Origin of the sequence: Brevundimonas nasdae (assembly GCF_016654005.1) — a bacterium.
Taxonomy (GTDB): Bacteria; Pseudomonadota; Alphaproteobacteria; order Caulobacterales; family Caulobacteraceae; genus Brevundimonas; species Brevundimonas nasdae.
The window spans coordinates 45,381-71,512 of the sequence record NZ_JAEPWN010000008.1 but is presented as its reverse complement, the minus strand read 5'-3'; the positions used below and the strand labels follow the sequence as shown (position 1 = coordinate 71,512).

The window sequence follows — 26,132 nt, the reverse complement described above, 5'->3', positions numbered from 1 at the left end:
CCATCACTGGGCCGCCCGTTGGTTCTTAAGCTGCGGCCATCTCGGCCAGGGCGGTCTTCAAGACCTTGCCCAGACCATTGCGCGGCAGTTCGTCGACGAAGGTGATCGCCGACACCCGCTGCAAGGAACCCAGCCGCTCATTGGCCCAGACGCGCAGGGCCTCCGCCTCGATGGTCGCGCCCGGCTGGCGCACGACATAGGCCACCGGCGTCTCGCCCCATTTGGCGTCCGGCACGCCGATGACGGCGGCCTCAAGCACCTCGGGGTGGGCGTCAATCTGAACCTCAAGATCGATCGGGTAGATGTTGAATCCGCCCGAAATAATCATGTCCTTTTTGCGCCCGACGATCTGCAGGAAGCCCTCGGCGTCAAACCGGCCCAGGTCGCCGGTGCGGATGAAAGCGCGGCCTTCAGGATCCGTCCAGCGTCCCGCCTCTGTGGCCTCCGGACGGTTGTTGTAGCCGATCATCATCTGGGCCGAATGGCTGACGATCTCGCCCGTCTCGCCGACCGGCTGTTCAACGCCGTCGTCGTTGATGATGCGGATGTCCGACCCCGGCGCGGGCATGCCGACCGTGTGCAGTTTCTCGGGGAACAGATGGGCGGGCAGGAAGCAGATGCCGCCGCCTTCGGTCATGCCGAAGATCTCCAGCAGACCACCCGGCCAGCGGCGTAGCACCTCGGATTTCAACTCCACCGAGAAGGGCGCGCTGGTGCAGAGCTTGAGCTGGAACGACGACAGGTCGAAGTCGTCAAACGCGGGTTCCGCCATCAGGCGCTGGTACTGAACCGGCACCAGCATGGTGTGGGTGATGGCGTGCTTCTGCGACAGCTCCAGGAACGATTTGGTGTCGAACTTGCGCATCACCACGACCGCGCCGCCTGCCCGCAGCGTCGGCAGCAGGGTCACCAGCGTCGTGTTGGAATAGAGCGGCGTCGTCAGCAGAGTGACGACTTCGCCGCTGAACAGGGCGGACAAGGCGCCCATCTGGCCTTCGCGCATCCGGTGCGAATGGATGATGCCCTTGGGCACCCCCGTCGTGCCGGACGAATAGATGATGTTGAAGGCGGTCGCCGGATCAATCGGCTCCACCACCGGCGCCGCGCCTTCGGGGGCCAGCCAGTCTAGCCAGGCCCTGCCGCCCGCCGAACCGTCCAGGGTCACGATCTCGAACCCGTCCAGACGCGCCGACTGGCTGGCGTCCGAAAAGACCAGACGCGGATTGGCGTCGACCAGCATCGCCTTCAACGTCTCGTCCGTCACGCTGGGCGCGAGCGGCACCGGCGTCATGCCCGCACGAACCACCGATACAAAGGCGGCGGCGTATTCGACACTCGGCTCGCCCAACAGGGCCACGCGGTCGCCGACCGACAGGCCGTCGCGTTGGAGGGCGGCGACGACCCGGTTCATCAGGGCGTCGAGCCCCGCATAGGTCAGGATCACATCACCCTGGATCAGGGCGGGGCGGTCACCGCCGTCACGCGCGTGCTGGGCGATGGCTTCGGAAAGGGAAGAGACAGTCTGGGTCAAATCGTTTCACTCATCTTTGCATGAAGATGAATGTAGCTGCACCAGGGGCCGCCGCATAGACGGCATGTCCATTCTCGTTTCTGAGGTAGCGCGCGCCGCGTGGCGTGCGTTTCAGCCGCTCGCCGCCATTGGGCAGCCAGACCTCTGCGTGGGTCGCGCCGGGAATCACCACATCCAGAACAGCCGTCTCCCCTTCCCTGCGCCAGGCCGAGCGCACCTCACCGCGCGGCGTCACCACCCGGCCCGAGGCGTGATCCAGTCCGGTGGGCAGGGCCGGACGGATGACCACGTCGGCAAAGCCAGGCGAACCCGCCCGAATGCCTGCCAGACCCTCGTAGAACCAGTCACTGACCAGCGCGAAATAGTGGTGGTTCCACGAGCGGGAGTTCAGGCCCCAGCCTTCCAGCATCGAGTTGATGTCATTGGCCAGCCAGAAGCCCCAGCTGGGCTGGGTCGTCTTGGTCGCCACCTTGTACACGGTGTCGGCGTGGCCGTAGTCCGTCAGCAGGGTCAGGCCATACCGCATCGGATAGACGCCCATGGTCAGGGTATAATCATTGGCTTCCAGGTCGGCGGCGACGGCGTCGGCGACGTGCTGCTGCTCACCGTCGGGCACGATGCCGAAGGCCAGCGGCAGGATGTTCTGGGTCTGGCTGAACGGCGGGGTCGGCCCGTTCTCGACCGCGCGTGTCACATAGCGATGCGTCTCCGCGTCCCAGTATTTGCGGTTATAGGCCTCGCGAACCTGCGCGGCCAACGCCTGATAGCGAGCGGCGTCCTCGGTTTTGCCCAGGGTCGCGGCGTTCCGCCCCAGCGTCGAAACCATGTAGAAATAATAGGCCGAGGCCGTCGCATCGACCGGCCCGAAGGGCCCCTTGCCCGCATAGTCGCCCAACCCTCTGGAATAGGTGAAGTCGGGTGCGGTGATGAAGGTCGAGGTGTAGTCCACCAGACGTTTCTGGCTCGCATACATGTCGGCGATGATCCGCTCGTCGCCATAATGGCGCAGCATGTCGTCGGAGATGACGAACATGGCCGCATCCCACGACGGTGTCGGCCCCCAGATGTAGGACCAGCCCGGCGTCTGGTCGAAACCGTAATAGGGCGTGGACGGCACGATCTCCGGCAACTCACCGCTGGCCGCCTGGGCGTCGCGGAAGTCAGCCAGCCACTTCGTCCAGACCCGCGCCATGCCGAAGTTGATGCTGGCGGCGGAGGCCGAGGCCTGGCCATCGCCGGTCCAGCCGTTCTTCTCCAGGCTGGGCGTGTCGCTCATCAGGCCGTGCATATTGTTCAGCAGGGCGTTCTGCGACGCCTGCTGGATGCGGTTGATCAGTTCATTGCCGCTCTCGAAGGCGCCGATGCGCTCGACGTCGGAATGGATGATCTCGGCTGTGACAAAGTCTTCGCCCGGCGCCGATCCAAGACCCTCGACCTGCACATAGCGGAAACCCGCATAGCTGAAGCGCGGCGCCCAATGCTCAACGCCGGTCCCCGCGAATGTGTAGTGATAGGTCTGAAGCTGGGCGTCGATCAGGCCGCTGGCGACCTGAGCCGACCCATCCTCGGCCTTCTTTTCCGTCAGGACCAGGGTGACGGTGCGGCCCGCCGGCCCCGTCATCTTCAGTTGCGGACGCCCCGTCAGGATGCGGCCGAAGTCGAACACCCAGACGCCGGGCCGAACCTCGACCCGCGCGACGGGCTGGACCTGCTCGATAGGGCGGATCGGATCAGCAGCGGCGGCGACCAGTTTGCCCGCAGGCGCCGCCGCCTCCAGCGCAGGCGTCCAGCCCTGTCCGGTGAAACGCGCCGAGCGCCAGCCGATCGGCTCACGCCGCGCGTCATAGCGTTCGCCCGCATAGATGGAGTCATGAAGGGTGGGACCGTCGGCGGTCGTCCAGTTGCGATCGGTCGTGACCACCTCACGACCGCCGTCAGCATAGGTAATTTCAAGCTGGGCCCGTAGGGACGGCTCGGCGTGCCACGGGGCCTTGTGGAAATACCACTCGTTCGGCTCGGTCACCCCGTACCAGGCGCGGCCAAGTTCGGCGGCCAGCACATTCTCGCCTGCGCCCAACAGACTGGTGACGTCATAGGTCTGATAGAGGACGCGCTTGCCGTAGTCGGTCCAGCCCGGCGCCATCGGCAGTTCGGACAGAACCCCGCCGTTCAGCGTCAGATCGGCCCAGCCGCCTGCCGCCACATAGAGACGCGCCGAGGCAATCTGGCCCTGCCCCACCGTGAACGCCCGCCTCAACAGGGGCGCCGGGTTCGAGAGAGGCAGCACGATATCCTTGGTCGGCACGCCCGAGGCGATGATCAGGCCATCTGCGCCCAGGCTGCCGCCCGTGAACGGGTTCTCGCCATTGGCGAAGGTGGTTTCGAACGGCGCGCCCTCGGTGGGAACCACAGACAGGCGGTGCACGACGGCGGCGTCTGGCGCGGCGGACAGGAAGCCCACCGTGCCGCGCGTCTGGGCGTCGTCATGCATCTCGTCGATCACGCGTCCATCCAGGCGGGTGACTATCCGGTCGCCGACGGCCTCGATGCTCAGGCTGTGACGGCCCTGCCGCAGGGCGTCCGCCGTCATGCCCAGGTCGACCTTCTTCAGAGATGTCTGATTGACCACCGCCCGCGTCCCGCCCGGATAGCGGCGCACCTGGGCGTTCAGAACCGCCCGCCCCTCGTCCTCGCCGATGCGCCAGACATAGGCCTCGCCATAGGTCTTGCCCTCAGGCGAGGCGCGGAACAGCACGTCGAACTGACGGCCCTTAAGCGTGAAATCGACGGTGATCGTGGCATCCGACCACCCCGTGGGCGCGGCGGCGTTGCGCGAGATCCAGGTCGCGGTCCAGTCGGACGGGTTCAGCAGCCCCATCTCCCACGACGCGACATTGCTCCAGGGCGAGGCGCGGCCACGTCCGTCCCAGGTGCGAACCTGCCAGACCCGGCGGTCGCGCGAAGACAGAACGGGCCCCTGGTAGATGACGGCCGCATCGGTGGCTGAACGGACGCGACCGGTGTCCCAGATCACCTGCCCGGCCATCAGGGCCTGCTCGGACACGCCGACGCGCAGCTGATAGGCGCTCTGCGCGCGGGCGGCGGGCGGACGCCACGACAGGCGCGGGTTCAGGGTGTCGATGCCCAGCGGACTGGGCGCGCCGTTGACGACCAGGGCCGAGGGACGATCCGTCGCCTCAACATCATCGGCGCGCGCAGCGCCTGCGGCGACAGTCAGGCAGGCGAAACCCGCCACGGCTAGCTTGAGCATCGACATGGCGGGCTCTCCCGTTGGCCGCTTTCGCGGTCAGTTACGCGTAATGGTCACGACCGGGCGAACAGCCGCCCGGCCGCAGGGTCGTCTCAGTGGTTGGCGTGCGCCGGAACAGCGCGCAGCAGGGCGTCCAGTTCAGCCAGAGCGGCGTCGTCCAGATTGGCCTGCGGGAACTCGGCCAGCTGACGGGGCGACAGGCCGCCGATCATTTCAGCCAGACCAGCGGATTCTTCCGGCGTCATGGCCGGGGCGCCGGCGGCGATGCGGCGCTTCTCGAAGAAGTCGCCCAGCACCACCTTGGCCTGCGGATCGGCGCTGATCTCGGCCATCGTCGTGTCGACGGTGAACTTGGGGGCGGGTTGCGCGGCGGCGGGCGCAGGCGTCTGCGCCATGGCCGGAGCGGCGACTGCGGTCAGGGCCAGAGCGGCGGCGATGGCAAGAGAGCGGATCATTGGTCGTTTCCTTTGAGCGTGTTCTGTCTGGGTTTGGCCGGTGTCCGTGACTAGCGGACCAGCACTTTCACAAGCGCCTCAGCGTGCGCCTCGATGACGTCGGGATCGGCAGGATCGATGTTCCAGACGCGTCGGACTTCGGGAGCCAGCGCGTAGAAGGTCTGGGCCGCGCCGACGAAGATATAGACCAGGGCGGGCGTCGACACGTCGGGCAGGATGCCCTCGCGCTTGCACATTTCGATGAATTTGCCCGAGACGCGGCTGATGTCGACGATGAAGGTGTCGGCGGCCCAGTTCAGGCGATCGTTGTCGCGCATGCTCTCCTGAACCATCAGGCGGGCGTGCTCGGGGTGTTTGGCGTAATACAGGACCACGGCGCGGATCACCGCGCGGGCATAGGCCCGGAAGTCGGCATGAACCGGGTCGTCATGACGCGGCATGGCCAGCTCCTTGGCCTGACGCTCGAACAGGAAGGCCACGGCGGCGCGCCACAGCGCGTCCTTGCTGGAGAAGTGATATTTGATCAGGGCGTTGTGCGCCCCGGCCAGGGCTGCGATCTCACGCGTGGAGGCGCCGTCGAACCCCTTTTCGGAAAACACTTCCAGCGCCGCCTGAAGCAGGCTGGCCTGCGTCGCCTCGCGTTGCTGGACCCTGAGGTTGACCTTGGTCAAAACCGTTCACCTGAAACAACATACATCCGAACGACGATCTCGTGGAACGCCGATTCTGGAGTCTACCGAAACGCAACCTGCAAAGGCCACTCGACATTCGTTATGCATCTGCATAGCGTATTGTGCAAGCGATCAGGCCAAGACGCCGGACTGTGATCCGCCGCGCTGATCGGGGAGAAGCCACAGATGGTCCAGACACGCCGCCGCCTGAAATCCCGCACCGCCTGGACAGCGGCCTGTCTGGGCGTGACCCTGATGGCGCTCGGTGCCTGCGCCCAGGGACCGATCGCCGCAGTCCCCACCCCGGGCGTCTCGATCGAGACCCGCATCGCCCAGGGCCCGGTCAAGGGCGTGGACGAAGGCGCGGTGCTGTCGTTCAAGAACATCCCCTATGCCGCCCCGCCGGTCGGCGACCTGCGCTGGCGCGCCCCCCAGGCCGCACCGCACTGGAGCGAGGTGCGCGACGCCAGCACCTATGGCGACGACTGCATCCAGCCGCGCCCGGCATGGGACGACACGCAAAGCCGTCTGCCGACCAGCGAAGACTGCCTGAGCCTGAACGTCTGGACGCCCAAGCATCGCACGGGCGGCCCGGCTCCGGTCATCGTCTGGATTCACGGCGGGGGCTTCATCATGGGCTCGGGCAGCCAGCCGATCTTCGACGGCGCCAGGCTGGCCGAGCGCGGCGCGGTCGTGGTCACCTTCAACTATCGCCTGGGCCGTTTCGGCTTCTTCGCCCACCCCGCCCTGACCGCAGAAGCGGGCGCCGCCCCGACCGGCAACTACGGCCTGATGGATCAGGTCGCGGCACTGAAATGGGTGCATGACAATATCGCGGTCTTGGGCGGCGACCCGTCGCGCGTGACCATCATGGGCCAGTCGGCGGGCGGCGGATCTGTCCTTCAGCTGATGAACATCCAGCAGGCGCACGGCCTGTTCCATCGCGCCATCGTCCAGTCAGGCGGCGGTCGTGACCAGTGGCCCGACCTGAAGGCGGCCGGCGATGCGCGCTCGGGCGAAAGCGTCGGCGTGGCCTTCGCCGCCGCCCAGAACCTCAGAAACGCCTCGGCCGCCGATCTGCGCGCCATCCCGGTGGACCGCATCAAGGGCCGCCTGGACCTGCTGACCCCGGAAAAGGACACCTTCTCCGGCCCGATCATCGACGGAAAACTGGTCACCACCCAGGTCCTGAGCGCCTTCACGCGTGGCGCGCAGGCCGATGTGCCCATGATCATCGGCGCGACCGATCTGGAGCTGGGCGTCGTGCCCGCCCTGTTCCGCGGCATGGTCGCCGACCGCACCATCGCCGACATGAATATTCCGCGCGACAGCCTGACGCCGCTCTATGGCGACCGCTCCACCCTGAACACCTACATGCCGTCGGAACTGACGTTCGCAGAGCCCGCGCGACGGCTGGCGGCGCTGGATGCGGCCAGGAACCGCCCGGTCTGGCTCTACAGCTTCGGCTATGTGCCGGAAGAAAAGCGACGCGACACGGCGGGCGCGGGCCACGCCACCGATGTTCCGTTCAGCTTCGACAATCTGAACCGCATGAAGGGCAGTTTCAGCGAAGCGGACAACCGCACCGCCGCCGCCCTGGCCGACTACTGGGTCGCCTTCGCCCGTGACGGCCGCCCCGACGCCGCCAACCACCCCGCCTGGCCCCGCTATGACGCCCGGACCGACCGCGCCCTGCTGATCGGCAACGACGGCGTCACCGTGGGACCGGTTCCGAATACGCAGCGTCTGGATGCGCTGGGCCGACTGCGGGATTCGCTGAACGCCGCGCCACGCTGACGCACAAAAGGGGAGCCTCGCAGCCCCCCTTTCCATTCCGCCTATCCGGCCGTCAGTTCGATCTTCAGGGTTCCCGCGCCCGACGCCTTGACCCGCACGATCTGCGAAACCGTGTCATGGATCCAGTCCGCCGGAACGCCCGACAGGGCCACGGCGACGCCGTCGGGATAGCGCCAGTTCGGCACGAAGATCTCCGTCGCCCCCGTGACCGCCTCATCCACCTCGATCACCGCCGTCAGACGCAGCGACTTCGCGTCGAACGCCATCGATGCGATCACGCCCTGCCCGCGCTGGACATAGGGGCGAGAAAAGCCCTCCAGCGCGCGACTACCAGACGCCGGATCATTCTCTGACGTCGTCTGGTCGGGCGAATAGATGGACAGGTCCTCCTGGTTCCAGCCGTCGCCGATCCGCAGGTCATTGGCGTTGGTCGCCGAATAGTTCCACTGGGTCGAGGACAGCAGAAGCTGGTCCATCGTGTCATACATGGTGCCCAGTGCCTGCGAATGGGCGCGCCAGACATCGGCACCATGATCGCCCTCGGCCCAGCGTTCGAACGCCTCGCCGTCGTTCATGTCGTAGGGGATGCCGAACTCGCCGATCAGGGTCGGCGCCCCGCCCTCTCGCATCGCCAATCCCATGGCGCGGATGAAGCCCAGTTGGAAGGCGTAACGCTGGCTGCGGTCGTTGCCTGGCGTATCCGAATCGTAACGCTTGGTTCCCAGAATCTCGACATCGTACCAGTGGCTGGCGTTGACGGTGCGTTCCGGCATGGGCTGGGGGAAGGTCTTGCCCTGGATCATCAGATAGGGACACATCTCACCGAACAGCAGCCAGTCGGCGCGCACGCTGCGGATCGAGGCCGCGACCCGCGCAAAGAACGGGGCCATGAAGTCGTGCTCGTGGTCGATGGCCCGACCGTCGCGGATGCGGAAGAAGTCTTCGTCTCCCACGGTCGCCACGCCGTCGACCAACGACCATGCGCCGGCAACCTCGAACGGGTCAGGCCCATCGTTCAGCCAGATCGAGACGCCGTTGGGGTTCAGGTCGGTCTCGCCGACCACCTCAGGCTTGCCAATGCCGGTGCGTTTCATGACCGGCAGGCGCACAGGCAGGCCCCGCGCCGCCTTCAGACAATCCAGCGGCGTCCACAGCGGCCCCGACCAGATCGGCGTCGCGTTGCTGGCGTCCGGCCCGTCGCGGCGTTCCGACACCTTCTGCCCGACCCAGCCCAGCGCCGGTTCATTCAGGCTGTCGAAGCCCAGCACGTTCGGCAGATCCCTCAGGCGTTCCGCCACCGCGCGCATGGCGCCCAGATAGGTCTCCTGCAGGAAGTCCTGCACATTGCGCCCATCGACGATCCAGTCCGGCGTCAGGGTCGCCCCGGCGAAGAAGGCGGTCCACATCACGCCGTTGACCGGCATCTGATAATTCCGCGGCCAGCTCATCATCGGATAGCGGTCTTCCTGACGATGCTCGCTGGACGCATAGTCATACCGCTGCTGCATCACATGAACCGCGTCGGCGGCGTCAAAGGCCGCCAGGTTCAGCCCCACCGCCTCGAACACCCAGCCGGGTGCCCCGTCGCCGCCGCTCATCCGGCTCCAGACGTCCTGGTGGAAGTCGATGAAGACCGCCAATCCATAGTCGTTGGCCTTGGTGCAGACGGCGGTCAGATAATCCAGATAGGCCTCGTCATACTGGCCCTGACCCGCGTGCTCGACCGCCTCCCAGGTGGTCAGCAGGCGCAGGACGTTGAAGCCCCAGCTCTTGATCCGCGACAGATGCTCGTCGGCCTGGTCCAGCGGGAAAGGACGCCCCACAAAGCTGACGTCGCGGTGGTCCGCAAAATCGCGCGGCGGGTTCCGCCCGTCATGACCGAACGGCAGCTTCGTATCACCGCCCAGATTGACCCCGCGCAGGATGGCGTGCCGCCCCTGGGCATCGACAAACCGGGGTCCATCGATGTCAAACATCAGTTGCTGCATTCGCCCTATCGACCTCACGAAAAACTCGTTATACAGTTGGACAATAAGAATACGACTGGGCGCAAGTCCAGCCAAAAAACCTAGGGCTTGGAGAGGGATGGCATGTTGGGGAATATCCCAGTGACGGCGCCCGTGCGGATTTCGGCGGCGCGCAAGCTGGCGATCGGCGTCGGTGATTTCGGCTGCAATCTGTATTGGCAGATGACGCAGCTCTATCTGCTGTTCTTCTATACCGACGTCATCGGCCTGCCCGCCCAGACCGCCGGTCTCATCTATATGATCGCCCTGATCTGGGACGCGGCGATGGACCCGGTCGTCGGCCTGATCGCCGACCGCACGCGCAGCCGCTGGGGTCGTTACCGCCCCTATCTGATGTTCGGCGGTCCGCTGCTGGCCCCGGCCTTCGTGGTGCTGTTTGTCGGCCCCACGGCCCAGGCGTTCGGCGCCGTCGCCTTCGCCCTGATCAGCCAACTGGCCTTCCGCAGCCTGTATGCCGTGGTCGCCATTCCCTATGCCTCGCTGTTTGCCCGCGTCACGACCGACAGCGCCCAACGCGGCGACCTGACCGGCTTCCGCATGGTCTGCGGCGCCCTGGCCGCCATCATCGTCGCCGCCCTGACCCTGCCCCTGGCCACTGCGCTGGGCGGCGGGGCGGAAAGCCGGACCGGCTGGGTCATCCTTGGCGCCGTCTATGGCGCGATCGCGACCCTGTGCCTGTTGATGACCGTCTGGGGCAGCCGTGGTCTGGACACAGCCCACGGTGCGCCTGCCCCGCGCCGTCCGTTCACCGAGGCCATGCGCAGCCTGGCCTCCAACCGCGCCCTGCACCTGCTGCTGGGGGCCATTGTGATCAGCTCATTCTCGACCACAATGTTCTCAAAGAACCTGCTGTATTATTTCAAATATGTCGTTGGCGACGCCAGCCTGGGCAGCGCCGGTCTGGGCATCATGGCCCTGACCATCGTCCTGACCACGCCGCTGTGGGCGGTGGCCCTGCGGCTGATTGGAAAGCGCAACACCTGGCTGGTCGGCGCCGTGCCCACCGTCGCCGGTCTGGTCTTCTGGCACCTGATCGACGGCCAGTCGGTGCCCATGCTGTTCTCCGCCCTGGTGCTGCAGGCCATCGGCGCCGCCGCCTATGTGGTCTGCTTCTGGTCCATGCTGCCCGACACGGTCGAATACGGTGAATGGCGCAGCGGCGTGCGCACCGAATCCCTGGTCTTCGGCCTGACCGTCCTGGGCCAGAAGGTCGCCCTGGGCCTGGGCGCAGGCGTTCTGGGCGTGGCCCTGACCCATATCGGCTATGTGCCCAACATCGTGCAGAGCGCCCAGACCCTGGCCGACATCAAGACCCTGATGTTCTGGCCGCCGCTGATCGGCACCCTGATCGCCGCCAGCCTGATCTTCTTCTACCCGATCAACCGACGCGCCCATGCGCAGATGGTCGAAGAGATCGCCGCCCGCGCGACGAACGACATCCCACCTTCTCACCAAGCCTGAGAGTCCGACAATGATGCTGAGAACCAGCCTGGCCGCGGCGTCCGCCGTCGCGGTCCTCGCCGCCGCCTGCGCGGCGAACGCCCAAACCGCCGCTTCAGTCTCGCCCGACGCCGCTGATCCCGCCTGCGGCGCGCTGAAGAACCTGCGCCTGCCGCATACCCGGATCACGGATGCTGTGGCGATGAAGGTCGGCGACCGCCAGCCGATGGAGGCCTTCGGCATTCCGTCCCTCCCCGCTGAGACCGCCTATTGCCGCGTGTCGGTGACCCTGACGCCGGTCGCGGGTTCGGAAATCCGCTCCGAGCTGTGGCTGCCGGTCGCCGGAAACTGGAACGGCAAGTTCGCCGCCACGGGCAACGCCGGTTTCGGCGGCTCTCTGGGTCCGCCCCGTCTGGCCATGCGCGCCAATGTCACGCGCGGATACGCGGTCGCCGGCACCGACATGGGCCACACTGAACCGGGCGCGGACGGCAAGGACGCCTCCTGGGCGTTGAACCAGCCTGAGAAGATCATCGACTTCGGCCACCGCGCCAACCACGTCACCGCCGTCGCCGCCAAGGCCGTGATCGCGGCCTATTACGGGCGTGCGCCGGTCCGCTCCTATTTCCAAGGCTGTTCGGACGGCGGGCGTGAGGCCTTAATGGAGGCGCAACGCTATCCCGACGATTTCGACGGCATCATCGCGGGTGCGCCGGGCGCCGCCTGGACCCATCTGATGACCACCTTCGCCTGGTCCTGGAAGATGGTGCACGAGAATCCCGCCAGCCAGCTGAAAGCCCCGAACCTGGCGCGCATCCAAGCCGCCGCCATCGCCGCCTGCGATGAACTGGACGGCATCAAGGATGGCGTGATCGAAGATCCGCGCATCTGCCACTTCGATCCAGCCACGGTCCTGTGCAGCAATGACGCCAGCGAAGGCTGCCTCAGCCCGGAACAACTGACGGGGCTCAAGGGCCTTTACGGCGGCCCGCGTCGCGGCGTGACCGGCGGCTCTCTCTATCCAGGCTTTGCGCCCGGCGGCGAGGCCCAGCGTTCGGGCTGGGATCTGTGGATCACCAGTGACACAGCCCAGCATCCCGACTTCGCCCGTTCCTTCTTCGCCAACTTCGTCTTCGATCAGGCTGACTGGCAGCTCAGCCAGTTCGACTTCGACAAGGACTTCGACACCGTGCGCGCGCGGATGGCGGACGTCACCGATTCCGACAATCCGGATATGAACGCCTTCAAGGCCTCGGGCGGCAAGCTCTTGATGTATCACGGCTGGAACGACGCGGCCCTGCCCGCCGAGGGTACCATCCGCTACTTCGACAATGTGCGTGAAACCATGGGCGCGGCCGAGACGGACGAGTTCGCCCGCCTGTTCATGGTCCCGGCCATGGGCCACTGCTTCGGCGGCCCCGGCCCCAACTCGTTCGACATTCTGGGCGCGCTCGACGCCTGGGTCGAAGGCGGCCCGGCGCCGGATCGCATCGTCGCCAGCAAATACGCCAACGATCTGGCCGTCTTCCTGAACATGCCGACGGGCCCCGCCCTCAGCACCCGGCCGCTGTGCGCCTATCCCGCCGTGGCGCGGTGGAAGGGCGAAGGCGCCACCAATGACGAGGCGAACTTCGAATGCGTCGTCCCGCCGCCGGCGACGACCAAAAGCTGAAAACAGGGGCTGGGAGCCAGATGGAGTTGAACATGGAAAGTCACGTTCGGGGCTCCGCCCAGCCCCCTCTTCTGACCCACACCATCGGGGCCGCGCTCAGTCGTGCGGCCCTGAACTGGGGTGACCATGAGGCCGTCGTCTGCACGGCGCAGAATGTCCGACTGACGTGGCGCGAACTGCACCGACGGGCCGAGGATTTCGCCTCTGGCCTGCTGGCGTCCGGCCTGCGTCCCGGCGACCGCATCGGCATCTGGTCGCTGAACCGCGTCGAATGGATCATCACCCAGTTCGCCGCCGCCAAGGCGGGGCTGATCCTGACCACCATCAACCCGGCCTATCGTCTGGACGAGCTGGACTATGCGTTGAAGAAGGTGGGGTGCCGCGCCCTGATCCTGTCGCCGCCGTTCAAGACCAGCGACTATCCTGCCCTGATCCGCGCCCTGGCCCCGGAGCTGGACGCGCCTGCGCCGCTGGGTCTGAATGCGCGTCGTCTGCCCGACCTGAAGCTGGTCATCCACATGGAGACGCCGACGCTGGCAGGCGCTGTCGGTTTTGACGCCATCGAGACGCTGGGCCGCACCACGGGCCTCGACGATCTGAAGGCGGTCGAGGGGGTCCTGACCTGCCACGACCCGATCAACATCCAGTTCACCAGCGGCACCACCGGACGGCCCAAGGGCGTGACCCTCAGCCACCACAACATCCTTAACAACGGCTATCTGGCCGGCGTGGCCATGGCCATCACGCCCGACGACCGGATCTGCACGCCGGTGCCGCTGTATCACTGCTTCGGCATGGTGCTCAGCGTCATGGCCGCCGTCTCGCATGGCTCGGCCATGATCTTCCCCGGTGAAGGTTTCGACGCCCTGGCGACGCTGGAAGCCGCTGCATCCGAACGCTGCACCGCCCTGTACGGCGTGCCGACCATGTTCATCGCCGCGCTGGAGCATCCCCGCTTCGCCGAGTTCGACCTGACCCGACTGCGCACCGGCATCATGGCCGGCTCACCCTGCCCGATCGAAGTGATGAAGAAGGTCATCGAGCGGATGCACATGCGCGACATCACCATCGGCTACGGAATGACCGAGACCAGCCCCCTCAGCTTCCAGAGCGGCGGCGATGATCCGCTGGAGCGCCGCGTATCCACCGTTGGCCGCATCCACCCGCACGTCGAATGCAAGATCGTCGATGCGGACGGCGCCGTCCTGCCCTACGGCCAGCCGGGAGAGCTTTGCACGCGCGGCTATTCGGTCATGATCGGCTATTGGAACGACCCGGAGCAGACCGCCGCCTCCATCGACGCCGACGGGTGGATGCACAGCGGCGACCTGGCCACCTTCGACGACGAAGGCTACTGCCAGATCGTCGGACGGTTGAAGGACATGATCATTCGCGGCGGCGAAAACCTCTATCCGCGCGAGATTGAGGAATACCTGTACCGCCACCCCAAGATCCAGGACGTCCAGGTCTTCGGCGTGCCGGACGACCGCTACGGCGAGCAGGTCTGCGCCTGGGTGCGGCTGGTCGATGGCGAGACGATGGAGCACGAAGAGCTTCTGGCCTTCTGCCGGGGCGAGATCGCCCACCAGAAGCTGCCCCACTATGTCCGCTTCGTCTCCGAATTCCCCCTGACCGTCACCGGCAAGATCCAGAAGTTCGTCATGCGCGACATGATGATCGAGGAACTGAACGCCTCCGCCGTCTAGGTTCGATCGACATTCAGTTCCAAACCGTCATTCCGGGGCGTCCGCAGGACGAACCCGGAACCCAGGAGGCTCGCAATCCGGCGCCGAATACGGCCAGCAATGGCGGCGCAGCCCTGGGTTCCGGGCTCTTCGCTTCGCTCAGCCCCGGAATGACGATTTAAGATTTCGACCGACTGAATATCGATTGGCCTAGGTCTTGGCGAAGGCGATCATCACCGTGCGATAGGAGAAGGCGACCTCGGGCGTCTGGAGCTCGGGCGTGCAGGCGATCAGGTCGCGGACCTGTTGTTCCGCCTTCTGCTGCCGGTCCTGCGGCAGGGCGGCGATGAAGCTGACCGACAGGGTGCGGGCGACCACGACTTGATCCGCCGGCCCGACATGGCTGTTGACCGCATGACGCTCGCCCAGCTCACGCAAGCCCTCCGCAGGAAAGGCCCTGCGCCATTCGCCTGTGCGGTAACGGGGCGTGTCGGCGTTCAGGGCGTCGGTGATGTCCGACAGGGCCGCGACCCACGGCACAGTCTCGTCGCGCACATTCCAGATCAGGCCCAGCACCCCGCCCGGCTTCAAGACCCGTCGCACTTCCGCCAGCGCCTCCTTGGTCGCGAACCAGTGGAAGGCCTGGGCGCAGACCACCGCATCGACCGAGGCGTTCGGCAAGGGGATGCTGTCTGCCGCCCCGGCCAGAACCTCAACATCGGGATTGGCCTGCGACAGTTGCCGCCGCATCGCCGCGACCGGCTCCAGCGCAATCAGATCGGCGCCGCTGGCCCGCAGCAGCGGCAGGAACTTGCCCGTCCCCGATCCCACATCCAGCACCCGCCTGCCCGGCGCCAGTCCGACCACGTCGCGCAGCCATTCAGACGCCTCTGGCGGATAGCCGGGCCGCCCGCGCGCATAGGTTTCCGCGCCTACGGCATAGCCCTTGGTCGCACTGTCATGGACGCTCATTCGCTCACCCTCCGTCGCCATTCTGAAATCAGAACACCCCGACGAGCCGTTTGTTCGCAGTCGAGCGTCCTCAGCCGGAATAGGCTTCCTTGCGCACGCCCGGATCAGTGATGCGTCCGTCCTCCATCCGCACCACCCGGTCGGCATAGACTTCCAGACGGGGATCGTGGCTGACGCAGATCACGCCGACCCCGTCCTCCAACGCCGTGGCGCGCAGCATTTCCGCGACCTGACGGCCATTGGTCGAATCCAGCGCCGAGGTCGGTTCATCGGCGAAGATCAGTTGCGGACGCTTGGCGAGGGCGCGGGCGATGGCGACTCGCTGACGTTCGCCGCCCGACAGCGAGTCAGGGCGGTTCTTCAACCGATGTCCCAGGCCCACCGCCTCCAGCGCCAGTGCGGAACGGGTGTCAGCCAGGCGGCTTTTCAGACCCTGGCGTCGCAGAACGATGCTGACCTGCTCCATCGCCGTCAGGGCTGGCAGCAGGTGGAAACCCTGAAAGATGAAGCCGAAAGACTCCAGCCGCAGAGCGTCCGCCTCGGCCTTGCCCATGGCGGTGATGTCCCGACCCAGCACCTCAATCTGCCCCGCGTCCGGCGTCAGCAGGCCAGAGATGATGGCCAGTAGCGTCGATTTCCCCGAGCCGGACGGACCGGACACCATGACGAACTCGCCCCGCTCGACGGCGAAATCGGTGGGGTGCAGAGCCACCACCCGCCCGCCGCCCGTCGCATAGGACTTGCCCACGCCGCGCGCGTTCAGAAGCGGCTCGTTCCTCATCCGCCGGTCCCTGTCGCCAGACGGCTCTGGACGCGGGCGGCCAAGGCCTGCGCCTGCGCCTGTGTCAGCGCGCGTTGCGCCGTCTCGACCGCCAGCGCGGCGTCGGCCATGGCCACGCCGTCGATCACGCCCTCGCGGTGGCGGCGTTCGGCGGCCTGCAGGGCGGTGCGCGCGGTGCGGTCGACTAGGCTCGCCTGACTGACGGCGGCGGCGGCGTCCGCCTCACGCCGCACGGCCAGTTGCATCTCGGTCCAGCCGTCGACCACGGCCTTGCGCCAGGCGATCTCGGCCTGATCCGCTTCGGACGAGGCGGCGGCGATGCGTGCGTCTGCGGCGCCCCCGTCCACCACGGCCTGGGTCACCGTGCCCGCCAGAGCCCAGGCCAGGGTCTTGACGTCCAGCAGGGTGGCGATGGCGGGATCGGGCGCGCCAAGGGCGGCGATGATCTGAAACTGAGGCCGTTCCGCAGCCACGGCGGCGGCACGTCGTGCATCCGCCGCATGAAGGCGCAGCAAGGCCGCCTGAACCTCGGGTCTGTGATCCACAGCATCGGACGACAGGCCGTCCGCGTCCGCAGGCAGGCGCGGCAGATCGGCAGACGCCAGCTCCAGACCCCGCACGCCGCCCAGCAGGGCCTCAAGCAGCAGAGTCTGGGCGATCACCTCGGTGCGGGCTTCGCGGCCCACGGCCTCGGCCTCGGCGCGCACGACCTCGGCCTTCAGCACCTCGCCGTTCGACGCCGCGCCGTTCTGGGTCCGCACACGCATCAGGTCCACGCGCCGGGCGGCGGCGGCGACGGCGCGCTGGGCAGAAGCCTCGGCCTGCTGGGCCGCCCGGAAGGCGACATAGGCGGTGACGGTCTGGGCGGCGATCAGTCGCCGCGCCTCGATAGTGTCGGCGGCTGCTGCTGCGGCGTCGGCATCGACAGCCGTGCGCATCTGGCGGATGCGTCCCCACAGGTCGGCCTCATAAGCGGCTTCCAACGTCGGCGAGGCGGCATGACGGGTGCGCCGCAACGACGTGCCGCCTGCGGCCCCAGCCACGCCGACCTCGATGCGCGGCGTGCGCGTGGATCGGGTCAGGGCCACGGCAGCCTGGGCCTGTTCCGCACGGGCCAGCGCCGCCTTCACGTCCAGATTGCCCAGGTCCGCCCGCGCCAGCAGGTCGCGCAGGATGGGATCACCGAAGTCCTCGGTCCACACCGCCTCCTGTGGCGGCGTCAGGCGCAGGGCCGAGGGCCGCTCCTTCGGCACGGGGGTCGCGCAGGCGCCCAGTCCGATCAGGGCCGCTGCGACGACTGTGGTGGTCAACGGCCGCTTCACGGTGCGATCCGCACCAGAACGCGCTGGCCCAGACGCAGATTGGGTTGTTCACCCGTCGGCTGCAGGATCACGCTGATGCTGCGCGTATCCGATGGCGCGGTCGGGTCGCCGACGATCTGGCTCGGCCCGAACATCTCGGAAATACGGACCAGCCGCGCCTGGAAGGTGCGCGATGTGTCGGATTCCAGACTGACCGTCGCCGTCATGCCGGGCTTCAGCTTGTCGGCGAACTCTTCATCCACCTCGGCGCGGACGACGCGGGCGCCCGCAGGCTCCAGCATGAACAACGGCGTTCCCGCCGTGACCGACGCGCCTTCCGACACCCAGCGCCGCACGATCCGCCCCGCCGTCGGCGCGGTGATGGTGCGGGCGTCGACGGCATAGGCGTCCAATTGGCGGCGCGCGCGGGCCGTGTCGGCGGCGCGCTGGGCCGTGATCAGTTCGTCACGCGCCAGTCGAGCCGCGTCGCGCGCGCGGTCCGCATCCTGGCGCGATCCGGCGTCGGCGTCGGCCAGACGTCGCAGGCGTGCGGCCTCGACATCGGCGCGGTTCGCCGCAGCATTGGCCGCCGCGACACGGGCCTCGATCTCGGCGATCTCGGCGTTGGCGGCGGTCAAGGTCAGGCGCGCCAAGCGGTCGTCCAGACTGGCCAGCTGCGCGCCCGCCGCAACCTGATCGCCTTCCTTGACGCGCAGCGACCGGACCACGCCGTCGAACGGCGCGGCCAGGGTCACCAAACCCGGCTCGGCGTCGATGACCCCGCGCGCCACAGCGGCAGGGGGCGCGACATTGGCGGTCGGGATATTGTTCGCATCCCCGCCCTTGCAGGCGGCGACGGCCAGAACACAGGCCAGCAGGGGAAGATGCAGTTTCATAGCAGCAAGCTCGCGGGATCGGCCTTGCCCACGCGTCGCAGCGCCCAGGCGCCGGATCCCAGGGCCACCAGGATGATGAGGATGCCTGCGCCCGCCATCATGGGCAGGGACAGCACGATGGGGACGCCTTGGGTCCGCGCCACCGCAGCCAGCAACAGTGTCATGACGCCCGCCGCCGCCAGGCCGGCGACGCCAACCCAGGCGCTCTGCTCCAGCACGATGGCGCGCAGCGATCCCATGGAGAACCCCAGGGCGCGCAGGGCGGCGTATTCGCGGATCGACCCGACGACGGCGGCGGTCAGGGTCTGGCTGGTGATGATGACGGCGACGGCGACGGCGACGATGCTGCCGAAGATGAAGGCGATGCCCGCCCCCGATTCCGCCAGCCAGTAGAGGGTGCTGCGGTCCGCAAAGGCGTCGGCCTGCATGGCCTCGAACCCGGCGCGCTTGCCGACCAAGTTAAGCGCCTTGGTCGCGGCGGCTACGTTCTCGGGCGTATCGAACCGCGCCAGCACATAGCCCACGCGACCCTTGGGCGCCGCTGCGGGATCAAGCGCGCGAGTGGTGGCCACGGAGGCGATGACATTGACCCCGCCCAGACCCCGCAGGCCATTGGTGAGGCCCACGATGCGGACGCGGCGTCCATTGATCTCGGCGGTGTCGCCGGGCGCCACATCCAGCTTGTTCATATCGGCGGCGTCGATCAGCACCGTGTCCGGCTCCGCCAGACGCGAGCGTTCCTCGGCCCCCAGCGTGCCCGCCAATGCCAGCGCCTGCGCATCCAGCGCCACGCCGACGATATAGACGTTGACCGCCCCTTGGGTCTCGGTGCGCCACTGGCCCGATCCCCAAAGCAGAGGCTCGACCTGTTTCACCCCCGGCTGCATCCAGGCCGACAGTTCCGCCTGTTCGCTGATTGGGCGGCCCAGATCGACGCTCTGCACGCCCGGATAACCAATCCAGACATCCGCCGACGACTTGGTCACATACAGGCTGGACAGAGAGAAGATGCCCAGGATCAGCGCGGCCTGAAGCAGCACCAGCAGCCCAGAAAAGGCCACCGCCACCACAGCGGGCGAGAACCGCCGCCAGTCGTGGATCAGGCTTTTGAGGGCAAGCGACTTCACGCTCGCTCCCGCCCGATCATCCAGACCCCGGCCATGATGGCCACGCCGCCCACAGCCTGCAGCCAGTGCAGTTGTTCATGGAACACCAGCCAGCCGGTCACCATCACCAGCACATAGCCAAGGGCCAGCATCGGGAAGGCCGCACTCAGCTTGATCTCGGACAACACCACCATCCAGGCGATCAGGCTCAGCACCTCGATCACCAGCAGGGCCGGTCCCCATGGCTGGCTCAGCGCCGCGACGATCCAGTCCAGACCGAACGGCTTGTCGTCCAGCGCCATAGCGGTGAACTTAGACGCCACCTGATACCCCAGACCCAGCAGGGGCAGGCCCAGGCACAAGGCGACCAGCGCCACTCGGCGCGGGATCGGCCCATCTCCGTTTTCGCGGCTCCAGATCGTCATGCCGCCGCCTTCACGCCTTGATCCGCCGCAAACAGGGGCGCGGCCAGGTTCAAAGCCCCGTTCAGGACGCGGTTTCTGTGCCGGAAATACAGGCCCATGCCGGTCAAAGTGCTGCCCAGGCGCCGCTTGACCTCATAGGCGGCTGCGCCCGCATGATAACGACCGATGCCGTTTTGCAGGCAGTGTTCGATATTGGCGAACCAGCTGAGGAAATACAGGTCCAGCGCACGACCGCCCTCCCCGTCCATGACGAAGAATTTGTCGACCAGAACATCATCGCCCGACAGCAGCAGGTTCATCGCCAGCAGTTCCTCCCCGGACCAGTAGAGAACATACTGCACCCGATCGCCCATCGTCTCGGACAGGCCTGTAAAATAGGCGGGCGTCAGGTCCTCGAAGGTCATGTCCGCCCGCGCCAGCGTCTGGCGGTACAGTTCCATGACCCGGTCCAGAACCCCGTCCAGATCATTGCGCCACTCAACCCGCACCTTGGCGCGGTTGCGCAGCTTGCGCCGCATATCCTTGCGGGTCGCGGCTGAGCGCCCGGCCAGATAGGCGTCGACGCTGTCGAAGCTGATGTCCATATGCGCGACCGGCAGGCCCGCGATCCGGCGATAATCCCGCGTCCCCGCCACCATATCCCACAATGGATACTGGTCTTCCGATGCGTCTTTCAGTCCCATCAGCCCGCACCGCGACCGCGCAGCCTCGGCCTCGAAGGCGTCCAGCAGCAGGCGCAGCAGAACGGGCTTTTGCGTCTGGTCCACCTCGGCGGCGAAACCCAGCGGCAGGCCTTCCGTGCAGGGCGATCCCAGGCAGGCCAGACGCAGCGTCAGCAGGCCCGGAAACACCTTGCGCGCGCCCTCGACGACCTTGCGTCCCGACGCCGCCAGGGTGGTGTCCAACGGATAGGTGGTGACGAACATCGGCGCGCCCGCCAGCACCCGTCCCGCCTCCTCGACCACCAGATAACGGTATTCGAAACCTGACAGACCCGCGCGCTCGACCGTCAGCAGATAGTCGTAGGCCTCGACCTCGCCGACGAACAGCCGGTCCCAGGCCTCGCGGCCAATCTCGACGATTGACGAAACTATGCGCGCATCAGGCATCCACCACCTCGCGCACCGAGGCGGTGGCGCTGTGACGGGCGAAGAAGTCCGCGCTCAACTCGGCGACCAGATCGCGTTCCCGGTCGACGTGGATCATGTGGAAACTGTCGTTCAGATAGTGCAGCTCCGTCTCGCCCGCGAGGCAGGCCTGCAGCCGCTTGGCGTTCTTGGGGCTGCTCATGTCATCTTCCGATGCGTGCAGGATCAGGGTCGGGGTGGTGATCGACGGTCCCTTCACCTCGACCCGACGGCCCAGCCGATACAGCTGATACAGGGCGCCCAGCGGCATGATGTCGATGGCCCCGTCGATCAGGCCATCGGCGGCGTTGGCGGCCATGGCGCGCAGGCGCTCGTCCTTCAGACCGAACGGCGACGGCTCGTTGATCGGGATGTGACGCACGCCCGGAAGGTTGGCGACCAGCTGGATCAGCGGCGCGCCCATGGCCCAACGCGGCATGTTCCAGCCATCATATTCGAACGTCATCGAATAGACAGCCGCGCTGCGGATTTCGGGCACTTCTGACGCCAGCAGCAAGCCCAGGGCGCCGCCTGCGCAGATGCCCGCGACATGGACCTCGTCCACCTCACGCGCGAACTTCTCATAGGCCGTGCGGGCGCTGTCCAGCCAGTCGCGCCAGTCGGTCTTCAGCAGGTCTTTTTCGGTGCCGCCGTGACCCGCCAGCTGCGGGCAGGAATAGTCAAAACCGCGACGCTTCAGCCGCTTGGCCAGAGGTTTCATCTCGCCCGGCGCGCCGGTCATGCCATGCAGCAACAGAACACCCTTGCCGTTCCCGGCGCTGGCGGAAAAGCTGCGGTCCTGAATGGCGGTCTCGCGTCCCATAAGGGGCCTCTTGTTGGATAGGGTCATGCGGCGGTCGCGCCGACGCACAGGACGCCGCCCAGGATCAGCATGGCGCCGATGATCTGCTGTTTCGACATCCGTTCATGCAGGAACAGGGCGCTGGCCGCCGGAACCCCGGCGTAGGACAGCGTCATCAGGGGAAAGGCCACGACCAGCGGCACAGACTGCAGCACTACAATCCAGAGGCCGGTCTGGATCGCCCACAACAGCATGCCGAACCACATCCACGGCTGGCGCGCGACATCGCGGACATAGTGGTCGCTGTCGCCCGCCCTGTTGGCTGCGACCTTGAAGGCCACTTCGTGGAAGATTTCGGCGGCGACGCAGGCCGCGATCAAAACGAACGACAGGGCGGTGACGTTCATGCCGCCAGCTCCTGCAGGGTCTCATACAGGCTCAGGTTCACCGCCTGATTATGCGCGCGCGCCTCGACCGATGGCGCGGACCAGGGCTGGTCCAGCAGGGCCTCGCCCTTCTTCAGCAGGGGCGCCAGACCGCCGCCGCCATAGCGCGGGTGCGACCAGTCGCCGATCACATCTGCCCCGACCAGACGACGCCCCCTGGCCGCCACCGCCAGCAGGCGCTGCAGATAGGCCAGGGTCATCTGCCCCTGATCCCAGTTGGTCGCCGCATCGTCGGGACGCAGCACGTCCTTGTCGATGGTGATGTAGAGGCTTTCCGTCTCGATCCGGGTCGCCAGGAAGTCGGCGAAACCGTCTTCGCCCAGAGACTGGATGGTGGCGAATTCCCTGCCGAACAGGTCCAGAGCGCCGCCGCCCGGCGCGGCATGGGCGTACAGCTCCAGCACCCCATCCTGGATCAGGGAGGCGTCGCCCTCTTTCGAGCCAGGGGGCAGAATGTCGCTGCTGCACACGCCCATGGTGATGACCTTCCTGACCGACGGCAGCCGCGCCGCCGTCGCCACCCACGACCCACAGTGCAGGCCGTTCTGATACCGCACCCAGTCGGGGTGGTTGTCAAAGTGGACGACGGTGATCGCCTCTTCCGACGCGCGTTCGCTGGCCAGACGCACCAGCAAGGCGCTGACGTGGTGGAAATCGCCTGACCCCATGAAGGTCAACAGCGGCCGGGCGTCATCGCCCAGTCCGGCGCGCACCCGGTCCTCCAGCGCCTGCAGGGACGCAGGACGCCCCCACAGACGAACCGACAGCCCCAGGTCGCGGCAGTCCACAGACCGCCCGCCGTCAGAGAGGACACGCCCCTCCAACGCCGTTTGCGACGTCAGGGCGTCGTCGAGATGCAGCAGGACCGGACGCACGACCCGTCTCAGGCCGCCGTGCAGCGACGCAGCAGGATGTCCAGAAGCTCGATCGCCAGATCGATCTCTTCGTGAGTGATCTCCAGCGACGGGGCCAGGGTGATGACGTTCTTGTAATAGCCGCCGACGTCCAGGATCAGGCCGTAGGTGCCGCTCTTGGCGACCAGATCACCCTTCATGCCTTCGTCTGCCATCAGGTCCAGCAGGGCCTTGTTCGGCGTGAAGCCGTCTTCCTGGCAAATCTCGCAGCGCAGAGCCAGGCCCAGGCCGTCGACGTCGCCGATCTGGGGCCAGCGCTTCTGAAGCTCCTGCAGACCCTTCAGGAAGTAGGCGCCCTTCTCCATCACGGCCGCGCCGTAATCGACTTCCGACGTCATCTTCAGGGCTTCCAGCGCCACTGACGTGCCCAGCGGGTTGGAGTTGAAGGTCGAATGGGTCGAGCCGGGAGGGAAGATGCCCGGATTGATCAGTTCTTCGCGCGCCCAGACGCCCGACAGCGGGTTCAGACCGTTGGTCAGGGCCTTGCCGAAGACCAGCACGTCCGGCTGCACGCCGAAATGCTCGATCGACCACAGCTTGCCGGTCCGGTACATGCCCATCTGGATTTCATCGACCACCAGCTTGATGCCGTGCTGGTCCAGAACCTTCTTCAGTTCGATGAAGAAGTTGGGCGGCGGGATCACATAGCCGCCGGTGCCCTGAATAGGCTCGATGTAGAAGGCGGCGTATTCCGCCTCGCCGGTCTTGATGTCCAGCACGCCGTTGTATTCGGTCTCGAACAGGCGGGCGAACTTCTGCACGCAGTAGTGGCCGTATTCTTCCTTCGTCATGCCCTTGGGGCCGCGGAAGTGGTACGGGAATTCGATGAACTGGGCGCGGTCGCTGAAGTGGCCGAAGCGACGGCGATAGCGGTACGACGAGGTGATCGCCGAGGCGCCCAGGGTGCGCCCGTGATAGCCTCCCTCAAAGGCGAACATCAGTTGTTTGCCGTTCGAAGCGTTGCGGACCAGCTTCAACGAGTCCTCGACCGCCTGTGCGCCGCCGACGTTGAAGTGAACGCGGCCCTTGCGGCCGAACTTGCGCTCCATGTCCTGGGCGATCATCGCGGCCAACTCGACCTTCTCGCGGTGCAGATACTGCGAGGCGACCTGCGGCAGGGTGTCCAGCTGGCGGTGGGCCACGGCGTTCAGGCGCGGGTTGCGATAGCCGAAGTTGACCGCCGAGTACCACATCTGCAGGTCGAGGAACTGACGGCCCTCGGCATCGTACATGTAGGAGCCTTCGCACCCGTCGAAGAACTTGGGTTCCTCCATGTAGTGGACGGTGTCGCCGTAGGAGCAGTATTCGGCTTCCAGACGGCGCAGTTCAGCTTCATCGACCGGTGCGACGGGGGATAGTATCTTGTCGTGCATACTCAGCTTCCGTTGTCAGACCGCGCAGGCCTGTTTCGCCGGGACGGCCGCAAAACCGTTCAGCGTCGCGGTCACATCCGCGAAGGTTTCGTAGGGGAGAAATTCTGCGCCGCGCGCAGCGGCGTACTCGGCCAAACGATGCTTGGCGAAGAGGATGTCGACCTTGGCCGAGACACAGAAGTCGGAACGGCCGTCGCCGACAAAGACCACCGGGCCCTGGGTCTCGGTCGCCGTCGTGCGGACGACCTCGCATTTGCAGACCCCCGAGCCCCCGGCGCAGCCCGCGCGCATCCACGGCTGCTCCAGCGCCCAGGCGCCCGCTTGCCCTGCCAGCACATTGGCGAAGACCGGCAAACGGCCCAGCCCCTCGCGCGTCAGCAGGCGTTTGATGAAATGGTTCACACCGTCGCTTAGAATGGTGATCGGGTGGCCGTTCGCCTCGGCCCAGAGGACGAAATTCTTGAAATGCGGGTCCAGTTCGACACGATCCAGCACCGTATTCAGGTCAGTCTCCGAACCGCCGATCATGGCGACCTGAAGACGCATGCATTCCGCAGCGTCGATTTCGCCGGATTCCCAGCGGGCTTCAATCTCATGCCAGGCGGGGTCCGCCAGGGCGGTCAGCACGAAATCCGTCGTGTCGCTTCGACTGATTGTCCCGTCGAAGTCGCAGAAGATACGCATCCACTAAGCTCGCGTTTCGACCGCGATCATGCGGTATGTTCGGAAGACGACGCGCACGGCGACTTGCCTCAAAAATTTCTACGCGGCATGAGAAGCGCAACGACGCATCATCGACGTGGCCCGGGATCAGAGGACGCGTGTCAGTCCCAGCATCCGATCAGGCCGTGATGACCTCTCCGCCAACGCTCGTTGAAACCTATCTCCTGCAGCGACAGGCGATGACGCGGTTTTTCCAGAGCCGCCTGGGGGCGGAGGCGGATGTCGAGGATCTGGTCCAGGAACTGTACCTCAAGGTCATTGCCCTGGACGCCGAACAGGCCCAGGTGCAGAACCCGCGCGCCTATCTGTACCGACTGGCGTCCAACCTGCTGATCGACCGCTGGCGCGGATGGCAGAGATCACGCCAGCGCGACACCGCCTGGCGCGACGCCGCCCATGTCGAAGGCGTCACGCCCGAGGCCGACGGCGCGCCCTCCCCCGAAGCCATCGTCATCGACCGCGACCGTCTGGAGCGTATCGTGCGCGTCGTCCAGAAGCTGCCCGCGCGCACCCAGAGCATCTTCCGCCTGCACAAGTTTGATGGCGTCAGCCATGCCGAAGTCGCCGCCCGGCTGGGCATCTCGCGCAGTTCTGTCGAGAAGCACATGATGGACGCCCTGCGCGCCATCACCGAGAAACTGGAGCGGTGATGGACCCTTTTTCGCCACAAAATGCAAAAAATCGCGGTGGTGGTCGCGGCGCGGCGCCGTCTTGTCG

Annotated in this window: 22 protein-coding genes; 5 read left to right on the top strand and 17 right to left on the bottom strand. The window is 66.6% G+C overall.

The window, feature by feature from the left end; all coding sequences use genetic code 11:
* Positions 1–25: 25 nt before the first annotated feature.
* The 4 genes from JKF87_RS12650 to JKF87_RS12635 form a co-directional block, all read right to left on the bottom strand.
* Entirely contained in the window at positions 26–1,531 is a 1,506-nt protein-coding gene (locus JKF87_RS12650) for a class I adenylate-forming enzyme family protein (RefSeq protein WP_201100251.1), read from the bottom strand.
* 10 nt (positions 1,532–1,541) lie between these two features.
* Positions 1,542–4,808, bottom strand: a complete 3,267-nt coding sequence (locus tag JKF87_RS12645) for a family 78 glycoside hydrolase catalytic domain (protein ID WP_201100250.1) — start codon at positions 4,806–4,808, stop codon at positions 1,542–1,544.
* 86 nt (positions 4,809–4,894) lie between these two features.
* The gene (locus JKF87_RS12640) at positions 4,895–5,257 is read right to left on the bottom strand and encodes a hypothetical protein (protein ID WP_201100249.1); all 363 of its coding nucleotides are present in this window, start codon (positions 5,255–5,257) and stop codon (positions 4,895–4,897) included.
* A gap of 50 nt (positions 5,258–5,307) precedes the next feature.
* Positions 5,308–5,928, bottom strand: coding sequence for a TetR/AcrR family transcriptional regulator (locus JKF87_RS12635; RefSeq protein WP_201100248.1), 621 nt, complete (start codon positions 5,926–5,928; stop codon positions 5,308–5,310).
* A 186-nt stretch (positions 5,929–6,114) separates the two neighbouring features.
* Here JKF87_RS12635 and JKF87_RS12630 point away from each other — a divergent pair, with 186 nt between their 5' ends.
* Positions 6,115–7,725, top strand: a complete 1,611-nt coding sequence (locus tag JKF87_RS12630) for a carboxylesterase/lipase family protein (protein WP_201100247.1) — start codon at positions 6,115–6,117, stop codon at positions 7,723–7,725.
* Positions 7,726–7,766: 41 nt separating this feature from the next.
* Here JKF87_RS12630 and JKF87_RS12625 read toward each other — a convergent pair whose 3' ends face one another.
* Positions 7,767–9,701 (bottom strand): glycoside hydrolase family 5 protein, encoded by a 1,935-nt coding sequence (locus tag JKF87_RS12625; RefSeq protein WP_236261361.1) that lies wholly within the window; start codon positions 9,699–9,701, stop codon positions 7,767–7,769.
* Between the two features lie 114 nt (positions 9,702–9,815).
* Between JKF87_RS12625 and JKF87_RS12620 the strand changes: the two genes are divergently transcribed.
* From JKF87_RS12620 to JKF87_RS12610, 3 genes are read left to right on the top strand one after another with little or no spacing between them, the layout of a single operon-like run.
* A complete protein-coding gene (locus JKF87_RS12620; RefSeq protein ID WP_201100245.1) occupies positions 9,816–11,213 on the top strand; it encodes an MFS transporter in 1,398 nt (465 codons plus the stop codon).
* A 10-nt stretch (positions 11,214–11,223) separates the two neighbouring features.
* Positions 11,224–12,864, top strand: coding sequence for a tannase/feruloyl esterase family alpha/beta hydrolase (locus JKF87_RS12615; RefSeq protein ID WP_201100244.1), 1,641 nt, complete (start codon positions 11,224–11,226; stop codon positions 12,862–12,864).
* A 32-nt stretch (positions 12,865–12,896) separates the two neighbouring features.
* Positions 12,897–14,570 (top strand): AMP-binding protein, encoded by a 1,674-nt coding sequence (locus tag JKF87_RS12610; RefSeq protein WP_236261360.1) that lies wholly within the window; start codon positions 12,897–12,899, stop codon positions 14,568–14,570.
* Positions 14,571–14,759: 189 nt separating this feature from the next.
* Here JKF87_RS12610 and JKF87_RS12605 read toward each other — a convergent pair whose 3' ends face one another.
* The 12 genes from JKF87_RS12605 to JKF87_RS12550 all read right to left on the bottom strand — a co-directional run bounded on the left by JKF87_RS12605 (position 14,760) and on the right by JKF87_RS12550 (position 25,376).
* A complete protein-coding gene (locus JKF87_RS12605) occupies positions 14,760–15,521 on the bottom strand; it encodes a class I SAM-dependent methyltransferase (protein WP_201100243.1) in 762 nt (253 codons plus the stop codon).
* 70 nt (positions 15,522–15,591) lie between these two features.
* The gene (locus JKF87_RS12600; protein WP_201100242.1) at positions 15,592–16,302 is read right to left on the bottom strand and encodes an ABC transporter ATP-binding protein; all 711 of its coding nucleotides are present in this window, start codon (positions 16,300–16,302) and stop codon (positions 15,592–15,594) included.
* Positions 16,299–17,624, bottom strand: a complete 1,326-nt coding sequence (locus JKF87_RS12595; RefSeq protein ID WP_201100241.1) for a TolC family protein — start codon at positions 17,622–17,624, stop codon at positions 16,299–16,301. Before JKF87_RS12595 ends, JKF87_RS12600 begins: the two co-directional genes overlap by 4 nt.
* On the bottom strand, positions 17,621–18,499 hold the full coding sequence (locus tag JKF87_RS12590) for an efflux RND transporter periplasmic adaptor subunit (protein ID WP_201100240.1): 879 nt from the start codon (positions 18,497–18,499) through the stop codon (positions 17,621–17,623). Before JKF87_RS12590 ends, JKF87_RS12595 begins: the two co-directional genes overlap by 4 nt.
* Positions 18,496–19,626: an ABC transporter permease gene (locus JKF87_RS12585; RefSeq protein WP_201100239.1), complete on the bottom strand. Its 1,131-nt coding sequence runs from the start codon at positions 19,624–19,626 to the stop codon at positions 18,496–18,498. The genes JKF87_RS12590 and JKF87_RS12585 overlap by 4 nt, the downstream gene beginning before the upstream one ends.
* Entirely contained in the window at positions 19,623–20,030 is a 408-nt protein-coding gene (locus JKF87_RS12580; RefSeq protein WP_201100238.1) for a DMT family transporter, read from the bottom strand. Before JKF87_RS12580 ends, JKF87_RS12585 begins: the two co-directional genes overlap by 4 nt.
* Entirely contained in the window at positions 20,027–21,139 is a 1,113-nt protein-coding gene (locus JKF87_RS12575) for a GNAT family N-acetyltransferase (protein WP_201100237.1), read from the bottom strand. The genes JKF87_RS12580 and JKF87_RS12575 overlap by 4 nt, the downstream gene beginning before the upstream one ends.
* The gene (locus JKF87_RS12570) at positions 21,132–21,980 is read right to left on the bottom strand and encodes an alpha/beta hydrolase (RefSeq protein ID WP_201100236.1); all 849 of its coding nucleotides are present in this window, start codon (positions 21,978–21,980) and stop codon (positions 21,132–21,134) included. The genes JKF87_RS12575 and JKF87_RS12570 overlap by 8 nt, the downstream gene beginning before the upstream one ends.
* Positions 21,981–22,003: 23 nt before the next feature.
* Positions 22,004–22,366, bottom strand: coding sequence for an EamA family transporter (locus JKF87_RS12565; RefSeq protein ID WP_201100235.1), 363 nt, complete (start codon positions 22,364–22,366; stop codon positions 22,004–22,006).
* The gene (locus JKF87_RS12560) at positions 22,363–23,280 is read right to left on the bottom strand and encodes an arginase family protein (protein WP_201100234.1); all 918 of its coding nucleotides are present in this window, start codon (positions 23,278–23,280) and stop codon (positions 22,363–22,365) included. The genes JKF87_RS12565 and JKF87_RS12560 overlap by 4 nt, the downstream gene beginning before the upstream one ends.
* 8 nt (positions 23,281–23,288) lie before the next feature.
* Positions 23,289–24,692 carry an aspartate aminotransferase family protein gene (locus tag JKF87_RS12555; RefSeq protein ID WP_201100233.1) on the bottom strand — a complete coding sequence of 468 codons (1,404 nt, stop codon included), beginning with the start codon at positions 24,690–24,692 and terminating at the stop codon, positions 23,289–23,291.
* A 15-nt stretch (positions 24,693–24,707) separates the two neighbouring features.
* Positions 24,708–25,376: an MtnX-like HAD-IB family phosphatase gene (locus JKF87_RS12550; protein ID WP_201100232.1), complete on the bottom strand. Its 669-nt coding sequence runs from the start codon at positions 25,374–25,376 to the stop codon at positions 24,708–24,710.
* A gap of 167 nt (positions 25,377–25,543) precedes the next feature.
* Between JKF87_RS12550 and JKF87_RS12545 the strand changes: the two genes are divergently transcribed.
* Positions 25,544–26,065, top strand: coding sequence for an RNA polymerase sigma factor (locus tag JKF87_RS12545; RefSeq protein WP_201100231.1), 522 nt, complete (start codon positions 25,544–25,546; stop codon positions 26,063–26,065).
* Positions 26,066–26,132: the final 67 nt, after the last annotated feature.

Bases quoted from the DNA above. Each gene is read 5' to 3' on its own strand.
- JKF87_RS12645 (WP_201100250.1), bottom strand. From the start codon at position 4,808: ATGTCGATGCTCAAGCTAGCCGTGGCGGGTTTCGCCTGCCTGACTGTC.
- JKF87_RS12640 (WP_201100249.1), bottom strand. From the start codon at position 5,257: ATGATCCGCTCTCTTGCCATCGCCGCCGCTCTGGCCCTGACCGCAGTC.
- JKF87_RS12630 (WP_201100247.1), top strand. From the start codon at position 6,115: ATGGTCCAGACACGCCGCCGCCTGAAATCCCGCACCGCCTGGACAGCG.
- JKF87_RS12625 (WP_236261361.1), bottom strand. From the start codon at position 9,701: ATGTTTGACATCGATGGACCCCGGTTTGTCGATGCCCAGGGGCGGCAC.
- JKF87_RS12620 (WP_201100245.1), top strand. From the start codon at position 9,816: ATGTTGGGGAATATCCCAGTGACGGCGCCCGTGCGGATTTCGGCGGCG.
- JKF87_RS12615 (WP_201100244.1), top strand. From the start codon at position 11,224: ATGATGCTGAGAACCAGCCTGGCCGCGGCGTCCGCCGTCGCGGTCCTC.
- JKF87_RS12610 (WP_236261360.1), top strand. From the start codon at position 12,897: ATGGAAAGTCACGTTCGGGGCTCCGCCCAGCCCCCTCTTCTGACCCAC.
- JKF87_RS12605 (WP_201100243.1), bottom strand. From the start codon at position 15,521: ATGAGCGTCCATGACAGTGCGACCAAGGGCTATGCCGTAGGCGCGGAA.
- JKF87_RS12600 (WP_201100242.1), bottom strand. From the start codon at position 16,302: ATGAGGAACGAGCCGCTTCTGAACGCGCGCGGCGTGGGCAAGTCCTAT.
- JKF87_RS12590 (WP_201100240.1), bottom strand. From the start codon at position 18,499: ATGAAACTGCATCTTCCCCTGCTGGCCTGTGTTCTGGCCGTCGCCGCC.
- JKF87_RS12580 (WP_201100238.1), bottom strand. From the start codon at position 20,030: ATGACGATCTGGAGCCGCGAAAACGGAGATGGGCCGATCCCGCGCCGA.
- JKF87_RS12575 (WP_201100237.1), bottom strand. From the start codon at position 21,139: ATGCCTGATGCGCGCATAGTTTCGTCAATCGTCGAGATTGGCCGCGAG.
- JKF87_RS12570 (WP_201100236.1), bottom strand. From the start codon at position 21,980: ATGGGACGCGAGACCGCCATTCAGGACCGCAGCTTTTCCGCCAGCGCC.
- JKF87_RS12565 (WP_201100235.1), bottom strand. From the start codon at position 22,366: ATGAACGTCACCGCCCTGTCGTTCGTTTTGATCGCGGCCTGCGTCGCC.
- JKF87_RS12555 (WP_201100233.1), bottom strand. From the start codon at position 24,692: ATGCACGACAAGATACTATCCCCCGTCGCACCGGTCGATGAAGCTGAA.
- JKF87_RS12550 (WP_201100232.1), bottom strand. From the start codon at position 25,376: ATGCGTATCTTCTGCGACTTCGACGGGACAATCAGTCGAAGCGACACG.
- JKF87_RS12545 (WP_201100231.1), top strand. From the start codon at position 25,544: ATGACCTCTCCGCCAACGCTCGTTGAAACCTATCTCCTGCAGCGACAG.